The sequence below is a fragment of the Deltaproteobacteria bacterium genome (genome assembly GCA_030654105.1).
In the GTDB taxonomy this organism is placed as follows: Bacteria; Desulfobacterota; SM23-61; order SM23-61; family SM23-61; genus JAHJQK01.
Window position 1 is genome coordinate 1 of the sequence record JAURYC010000316.1, and the last position, 7,943, is coordinate 7,943.

The 7,943-nt window shown below is 49.9% G+C and carries 8 protein-coding genes; 5 read left to right on the forward strand and 3 right to left on the reverse strand.

The annotated features are described in order from the left end of the window. Nucleotides 1-225 precede the first annotated feature (225 nt). The gene (gene xerC, locus Q7V48_13815) at nt 226-1,146 is read right to left on the reverse strand and encodes a tyrosine recombinase XerC (protein ID MDO9211803.1); all 921 of its coding nucleotides are present in this window, start codon (nt 1,144-1,146) and stop codon (nt 226-228) included. Nucleotides 1,147-1,322: 176 nt separating this feature from the next. On the opposite strand from xerC, the gene fusA reads away from it, so the two are divergent. The 4 genes from fusA to Q7V48_13835 are packed head-to-tail and all read left to right on the forward strand — an operon-like array spanning nt 1,323 to nt 5,006. Next, complete coding sequence (gene fusA / locus Q7V48_13820; GenBank protein ID MDO9211804.1) at nt 1,323-3,407, forward strand: elongation factor G; 2,085 nt, start codon at nt 1,323-1,325, stop codon at nt 3,405-3,407. A gap of 54 nt (nt 3,408-3,461) precedes the next feature. Then, nucleotides 3,462-4,037: a hypothetical protein gene (locus tag Q7V48_13825; GenBank protein MDO9211805.1), complete on the forward strand. Its 576-nt coding sequence runs from the start codon at nt 3,462-3,464 to the stop codon at nt 4,035-4,037. After that, nucleotides 4,034-4,495: an MOSC domain-containing protein gene (locus Q7V48_13830; protein MDO9211806.1), complete on the forward strand. Its 462-nt coding sequence runs from the start codon at nt 4,034-4,036 to the stop codon at nt 4,493-4,495. Before Q7V48_13825 ends, Q7V48_13830 begins: the two co-directional genes overlap by 4 nt. Then, nucleotides 4,464-5,006 carry a MogA/MoaB family molybdenum cofactor biosynthesis protein gene (locus tag Q7V48_13835; GenBank protein MDO9211807.1) on the forward strand — a complete coding sequence of 181 codons (543 nt, stop codon included), beginning with the start codon at nt 4,464-4,466 and terminating at the stop codon, nt 5,004-5,006. The genes Q7V48_13830 and Q7V48_13835 overlap by 32 nt, the downstream gene beginning before the upstream one ends. Here Q7V48_13835 and Q7V48_13840 read toward each other — a convergent pair. Together Q7V48_13840 and Q7V48_13845 are read right to left on the reverse strand one after the other, a co-directional pair. Further along, complete coding sequence (locus Q7V48_13840; GenBank protein ID MDO9211808.1) at nt 4,990-5,370, reverse strand: hypothetical protein; 381 nt, start codon at nt 5,368-5,370, stop codon at nt 4,990-4,992. The two genes, Q7V48_13835 and Q7V48_13840, sit on opposite strands and share 17 nt — an antisense overlap. 49 nt (nt 5,371-5,419) lie before the next feature. Continuing rightward, nucleotides 5,420-5,881, reverse strand: a complete 462-nt coding sequence (locus Q7V48_13845) for a Mut7-C RNAse domain-containing protein (protein MDO9211809.1) — start codon at nt 5,879-5,881, stop codon at nt 5,420-5,422. A gap of 171 nt (nt 5,882-6,052) precedes the next feature. Here Q7V48_13845 and Q7V48_13850 point away from each other — a divergent pair, with 171 nt between their 5' ends. After that, complete coding sequence (locus Q7V48_13850) at nt 6,053-7,927, forward strand: SNF2-related protein (protein ID MDO9211810.1); 1,875 nt, start codon at nt 6,053-6,055, stop codon at nt 7,925-7,927. The last annotated feature ends 16 nt before the right edge of the window (nt 7,928-7,943 follow it).

Here is a 7,943-nt window from a genome sequence, read left to right on the forward strand (position 1 = left end):
GGCGACTTTCCCTTTATGCCGGACGACGATCCCCGTCGTCCCGATCATCTTTTCCATTGCCTTAGTCATTTTTTTCTTTTCTCCTGCCACAGAGGACACAGAGATGAATCAAAAAATGAACTACAAAAAGCAAAATAAAAATTCAGCCGAATGTTAATTTTTGATGTTTTATTTTTATTTTAACTTTTTCTCTGTGTTCTCTGTGGCCTCTGGGGCCAAAGATTTTTACTTCGCCCGCGGATGGGCCCGGTCATATACATCCATCAACTTGTCCATGCTGATGTGGGTGTACCGCTGGGTTGTGGATAAGCTCACGTGCCCCAACATTTCTTGAATAGACCTCAGGTCTGCCCCCGCATCCAAAAGATGGGTGGCGAAAGAATGGCGCAGGGCATGGGGACTGATCTTGCGCAACAATCCGCACTTCAAGATGTGTTTTTGCAGGATGCGGGCCACGCTCCTGGTAGTAAGTCGTCCCCCCCGGGGATTAATGAAAAAGGGAGATTGGGACCCCTTCAGGTTCCGGCGAGCGAGTACCCGGTCCCTTTGCGGCAAGTATTCTTGCAAGGCCTTCAAGGCTTTTGCTCCGATGGGGACGATCCTCTCCTTCCCCCCTTTGCCATAGACTTTCAAGATGCCCAAAAAAAAGTCGGCATCCCCGTCACTCAAGCCGACGAGTTCACTAACCCGGATGCCGCAGGAGTAAAGAACTTCCAAGATGGCCCGATCCCTTGCCCCCCAGATGGTAGAAATGTCGGGGGTTTCCACCAGCGCAAAGACTTCATCCACCGGCAGAAAAATAGGCAAAGGCCTATCCTGCTTGGGAGTAGATACCATTTCCGCCGGGTTCTGCGACAAGATTCCCTCTCCCACCAGGTACCTGAAAAAACTTCTCTGCGCAGCGATTTTGCGAGCCAATGAGGATTTCTTACAATCCCGGAAGAGATGGCTCAGATAGGCACGAATCGCCAGATGGTCGATCTTCTCCACGGGGACGTCTCCGGTTTTTTCGTCGGTATAGAGCTCCTTGGATAATAAAAAATTTCTAAATTGCTCAAGGTCGGCAGCATAGCTCCGCAGGGTATGGACCGACGCATTTCTTTCAATATGCAGATGATCTAAAAACCTGTCGATCAGTGCCTTCATTCGCCAGCCGCCATAAATAAGAATTTATACTAACAAATTTCTTCAATATCTCAACTTAAAAAGAAGTCATGGGCTCGAGTGCGCTTCTCCAGCCTCCTTTTGTCCCTCTTGATTTAGCTTGACTTTTTATCATAATATAAATTATTTTGAAGATCCAATAAAAATAAGGAGAGGGTATGAAGAAATACGAGACCAACCGCCTGCGCAATATCGCCATCATCGCCCACGGAAAAGCCGGGAAGACGACCCTGGCTGAAGCTATGCTTTTCGACGGTGGGGTTACAGATCGTCTGGGGCGAGTTGATGATGGAAGCTCTGTTATGGATTTCGAGCCTGAAGAGATCAAGCGCAGCTTGAGCATAAGTTCTTCTTTTAATCATCTGGAATGGAACAAGCATAAAATCAATATCATCGACACGCCGGGGGATGCCAATTTCATCATCGATACCAAAAACAGCTTACAGGCGGTTGATGGAGTCGTCATCGTCGTAGACGCCGTCTCGGGCGTAGAGGTACAGACTGAAAAAGTTTGGGAGTATGCCTCCCAATTCGGGCTTTCTCGTTTATTCTTCATTTCTAAAATGGAACGGGAACGTGCCAGCTTCTCTCAATCCTTGGCCGATATTCAAAAGATCCTTACTCCCAAGGCAATTCCCCTAACCCTTCCCATCGGCTCCGAAGGCTCTTTTGCTGGAGTGGTGGATTTAATGACGATGAAAGCCTTTTATTTTGAAAATAACTCCAGCGGTAAAATCCGGGAGGATGAAATTCCTTCCAACCTGCAAGCCGAGGTGAAAAACGCCAAGGAGAAACTGGTTGAAGTCATTGCCGAATCGGATGATGCCCTGCTGGAAAAATATCTTGAAGGCCAAGAACTATCTCCGGAAGAGTTATCTCAAGGGCTGAGAAAAGGCGTTTTGAACAAAACCATTTTCCCCATCCTCTGCGGCTCAGGCTTGAAAAACACGGGAATTCAACCTCTCCTCGATGCCATCATCCAATGTCTGCCTTCCCCGATCGATCGAGGGCCCGCCAAGGGTATCCATCCAACGACCAAGGAAGAGGAAAGCCGGCAGCCTCTGGAAGAGGAACCTTTTTCGGCCTTCGTTTTCAAAACCATTGCTGATCCCTACGCCGGTAAATTGACCATTTTTCGGGTCTGGTCCGGAAACCTCCAGTCCGATTCTAATCTTTACAACGCCAACAAGGACGCCAAAGAACGGTTTGGCCAGATTCTTCAATTGGAAGGGAAGAACCAAAAATCTATTGAATCCGCAGGCCCCGGGGACATCGTGGCGGTGGCCAAATTGCGTGAGACAACCACCTGGGACACGCTTGGCGATGAAAAGAAGCCCATCCTCTACCAGGGGATCTCCCTGCCGATTCCCCCGGTTTCCTTCGCCGTGGAGCCAAAATCCAAGGGGGACGAAGAAAAAATCACCATCTCTCTTGCTCGTTTGAGCGAAGAAGATCCAACGATCAAATTCCAACGGGATGAACAGACCAAAGAACTCATCCTTCTCGGCATGGGACAGGTCCACGTAGAAGTCACCGTAGAAAAGCTGAAACGCAAATTTGGAGTGGAGGTAAACCTGAAAACCCCGAAGATCCCTTACAAAGAAACAATTAAAACCACCAAAAGCGGGATTATCTACCGCCATAAAAAACAGAGCGGAGGCCGAGGGCAGTTTGCCGAGGTCCATTTTGAACTTTCTCCCCTCCAGCGAGGCGCTGGGGTTGAATTCAAGAATGCCCTCGTGGGCATGAACGTTCCCCGCAACTTCGTCCCAGCCGTAGAGAAAGGGGTTGCCGAAGCCATGCAAAGTGGAGTCCTGGCCGGCTACCCCGTGGTAGACATCAAAGTAAAATTCTACGACGGAAAATCTCACGAGGTCGATTCTTCGGAAATAGCCTTCAAGATCGCTGCTTTGATGGCCTTTAAGAAAGGCGTTATGGAGACCAACCCGGTTCTCCTGGAACCGATCATGAACATGGAAGTGGTCGTTCCCGATGAATATATGGGAGATGTCATCGGCGACCTCAACAGTCGGCGGGGCCGCGTCTTGGCGGTGGAGCCGCGTTCCAAGGGCCAGATCATCAAGGTCCAGGTCCCTCTGGCTGAAGTTTTAAAATACGCCCCTGACATCACTTCCATGACCAGTGGTCGTGGAACTTTTTCCATGGAATTATCCCATTACGAGGAAGTCCCTTCCCATTTGACTGAAAAAATTGTGGCCGCGGCTAAAGCCCAGCAGAATTAATCCTAAGCCTCTTGCCCGGGCTGGCCCCCGGCTTTGTTATCCCATAGGGCAAAGATGTCCGCAGAACCCATTTTAGACAATAAGGACCAAGAACAACCTCTTCCCTCAGAAGAAGAAGGCCTCCTGGACAAGATTGTCGTCAAGGAGGAGGACGCCGCCCAATTTTCTCCGGATTTGATCTACGACTTCCAGGAAAATTTGAATGATGAACAACGCCAGAACCTCTACCAAAGAATCCTCAAGATGAATATCCCGGAAAAAATCCGCCTGGCCATGCTCGGCAACCGGGAAGCAAGAAACATTCTCATTCTCGACCGGAATAAAGTCATTCCCATGGCGGTCATGCGCAGCCCGAGGCTGACTGATAATGATATTTTAATTTACGCCCAGCATAGAAATCTACCGAACGATATTTATAAATACATTGCCAATAACAAAAAATGGATAAAAAACTACCCTGTCAAGCTGGCCCTGGTCAACAACCCCAAGACCCCCCTGCCCATCGCCATTCGCCTCCTGGAACATATCCATGACAACGATCTCAAAGCTGTGCGGCGGAATAAGAACATATCCTCCGTTTTAAACCGGGCCGCCTTCCAAATCCAGGCCAAAAGGGGAGTCACTTCGTGAATCGCCGGGGAATAGTTTCGGCCGTCAATATCAGTAAGGAAAAAGGAACTCGGAAATCCAACGTGGGACAATCCTGCCTGGTTCCCGCCTTTGGATTGAAAGACGATGCCCACGCCGGGGAATGGCACCGCCAGGTCAGCCTGCTGGCTATGGAATCCATAAACAAAATGGTTCGGTTGGGGTTGAAAGTGGGGCCCGGGGATTTCGCCGAAAATATTACCACGCAAGGTTTAGACTTGCTGAAGCTTCCCGTAGGAACGAGATTCAGAATCGGCCAAAGCTCCCTCTTAGAAGTAACCCAGATCGGCAAAATTTGCCACACCCGCTGCGCCATCTATTATCAAGCCGGTGACTGCGTGATGCCCAAAGAGGGAATCTTTGCCAAGGTTCTGGCAGGGGGCGAAATCAAAGTGGGAGATGAGATCCATGTTCTCGGTGGGGATTCTGACCATCAGTGATAAAGGGTCCCGGGGGGAGAGGGAAGACCTGAGCGGCCCGGAAATTCGCCGGATCATCTCCGAACTACCGGCCAGAGTGGACGCCTACGAAGTCATTCCGGATGAAGAAGAGATTATCGTTCAAAAATTGGTGGAATACGTGGACCGGAAAAAAGTGGACTTACTTCTTACGACGGGGGGGACCGGGTTAAGCCCCCGGGATGTAACTCCCGAGGCCACCCGCAAAGTCCTGCATAAAGAAGTCCCCGGAATCGCCGAGGCCATGCGGGCTGAAGGGATGAAAATCACCCCGCTGGCCATGCTCTCCAGGGCTACCTCCGGAATTCGCGGCCGGTCTCTGATCATCAATCTTCCAGGAAGCCCCGGCGCCGTGAGGGAAAACCTTACCGTCCTCCTCCCCGTATTAAAACATGCCCTGGAAAAAGCTCAGGGGGACCCTTCCGATTGTGCAGCCCAGAAGGTTTCTGCCTCTTCCGAGAAGTCTCGGACGCCCATCAACTCGGTGGATTAAGGGGAGGCGGGGTTTCCTTCCCGGAAGTTTCCTCGGGAATTTTGGGCCCTTCTTCTTTCTTAATGGCTTCGATCTCCAATTCGATTTCTCGTACTCTTGCCTTATAGCTGTCAACCTGATCGATTAAAATCTTTACGTCTTCACGGCCAAAGACCTCTTGTTCACCTCGCGTGTGCATGTCGTATACCACGCTTCCCAAGCGAATGAAAGTTTTACGTACATTATTCTGAACCGAAGCCAGTTCCACTTTTTTCTTAATGATTTTACTCTGTTTTCCAGCCTCAGCCATGAAAACGGCCACGCCTTCCTTCAATGCTTCCAAACCTTCCTCTGCTCCTTTTCTGATCATATCCCATAGTGCCATAGGATCTACCCCCTTCCTTTTTTAATATTAACCATTCAATCCGCTCCCGTCAATCTCCGGTAATTGCTCCTTCCATTTCTTTTTTCATCTTCTGTAAATGAGTCCCCGGCCAGTAAAGCCGATGACAACGCGGGCAGACATGGAAGGAATCATACAACCTATAGATGAAATCCGGCACTTTTCCTTCCGCTTCTTCTTTGGGAATGGACAAAAGATCCTGATTGCACATCAGGCAGCGGGAAAAAAATTTCTCTGCCGCCGGTTGCAATTGGAGTTTGGAGAGTGTCTCCCGAATCTGCTCCCGCGGGTTATTGGCCTCGATCACCAAAACTTGAAGATCCCCGGATTTTTCCCGAATTTTTCGACTCCGGGTCAGAAGTACCCTGCCTTCCATGAGGGCCGCCTTGAATGCCCCTTCAAGATTTCCCCCTCCCCAGTATACGGCGTCAAACCCCAAAACCCGGAGCTTGCGGGCCAACTTTCCCAAGGTCCGGTCGGCAATGAATTTCATTATTAAATTTTATCCTTTCTTGGAGCAGGAGTCAAAACATCCGCTGGCCTTGTCCGCTTCGTTTTGGACTGTGATGCCGGAAAAGGGGGTTGTATTTTGGCGAATTATGCGCTAAGAAGTTCAGTATCATCACCCAAATGGATTCCTGCACCTGAAGGAAATATTTTTAAAGTGCAATTCCGAACGCCCAAAGATACCTACCAGGCTTATCAACGCTTTGCCGAGAAAGGTAATTTTAAGAAAGCTTATCATTGCCTGGAGAGCCTCCTTCACCAATTTCCCGGAGATGTGGACCTAATGATGGAGATTGTGAATTTCTCCCTCCATGAATGGGGGAAGTATGAGATGGCGAGATCCTGGCTGATCGACCTGACCAAATTCCGCTCCTTTTGGACGGACTATGCCCTGCTCAGCCGCGGGGAGGTGGAACTTGGAAACAATCGCAAGGCCAGGGAATACCTGGACCGGGCGAAGGAGCTGTTGCGGAAACAGGCCTCTCCCCAGGATAAAACAAAAGCCAGGGAGATCTTTTCCTATATCGAAAACCGGCTGGAGTATAATGAGTGGAGAGTGATCCGGGAAAAAAGGGAAACGAAGTTTCATCCGGCCAGGACAGAAAAATCCGCTCCTTACCTTAAAACCCACGCCGTCAGGGATAACAATATCCAGGGGCCTGCCACTGCCTGGCCCCCTTCCGCATTGCCTTCTCCCCAGAAGAAACAAGAAGGGGCGATCATCGAGAGGGAAAAAGAATCATTCACGATTCCCTCTTTTAGTATCCCCGTGAGCATTTCTCCCCCCGATCCCTCAATTTCTTTGACGAATCCCCCGGGTTTTCTTTCCTCTTTGCCAGAGATTAAACTCCTGATGGAATACAAGCATCTTACCATCCAGGGTGGTTTTGATGAGCTGCTGTGTTTAAATTCCATCCGCGAGGTGGAGAGGTTCTGGTATCAGATCGAGACCGTGAAGAAAGTCCTGAAGTATTTTCGGGGGCGGGTGCTTCTGTGTGATGAGGTGGGCCTGGGCAAGACCATTGAAGCAGGGATGGTCATCAAGGAATACCTGCTCCGGGGAATGGCGAGGAATATCCTGATCCTTGCCCCTCCAGCACTGGTTTCCCAGTGGAAGGAAGAAATGCAGATAAAATTTGCCATGGAATTTACAACCACTGACGATCCCGAAGCATTGGAAGATCCCGAAAAATTCTGGAAAGGGAAATACATCATCGCCTCCCTCCATACAGCCAAAAGTAAAAGGAATATGCCCCTGGTAACCCGGGAGTTCTTCGATCTTCTGGTCGTCGACGAGGCCCATCATTTAAGGAACAGGTCAACTTTAGCCTGGAAACTGGTCAACCAGATCCAGAAAAGATATATCCTTCTGCTTTCCGCCACGCCCTTACAGAACAATCTGATCGAACTCTTCAACCTCATCACCCTGTTGAAACCAGGGCAATTCAAGACGGAAAAGCTCTTTCGCCAGGAGTACCTGGTGAAGGGGAACCTCCGAACCCCGGCCAATAAGGACAAACTGAGGGAGCTTCTGAGGGAAGTGATGATCCGCAACACCAGGAGCGCCATTGACCTGAAGCTTCCCAGAAGATATGCCACGACTCTGCGGATTGAACCCACCGGGCCGGAACGAAAAATATACCAGGGGTTGAATGATTATCTCCGCAGCGCCGGGTTGAACCGGCAGACGGTCACTCTCCTGTTGCGGGAGGCCGGCAGCAGTCCGAGTGCCTTGAGAGAAAGCCTCCTTCGCCTGCCCCACGACCACCACAAGCAGGAGGTCATGGAATGGATCCACGGGTTGCATGATGGTTCTAAAGGAAAAGCACTTATGGATATCGTTCAAAGTAACCCTTCAGAGAAAATAGTCATTTTCACCCAGTTCATTAAGAGCATTGATTACCTGACGGAGTTGCTCCGGCGAAACGGAGTCCCCTTGGCGGTCTTCAAGGGGACTTTGTCCACCTGGGAAAAGAATTCGGCCATAGAGAACTTCAGGAATGAAGTGCCCATCCTGATTTCGATTGAATAGGGCGGGGAAGGAAGAA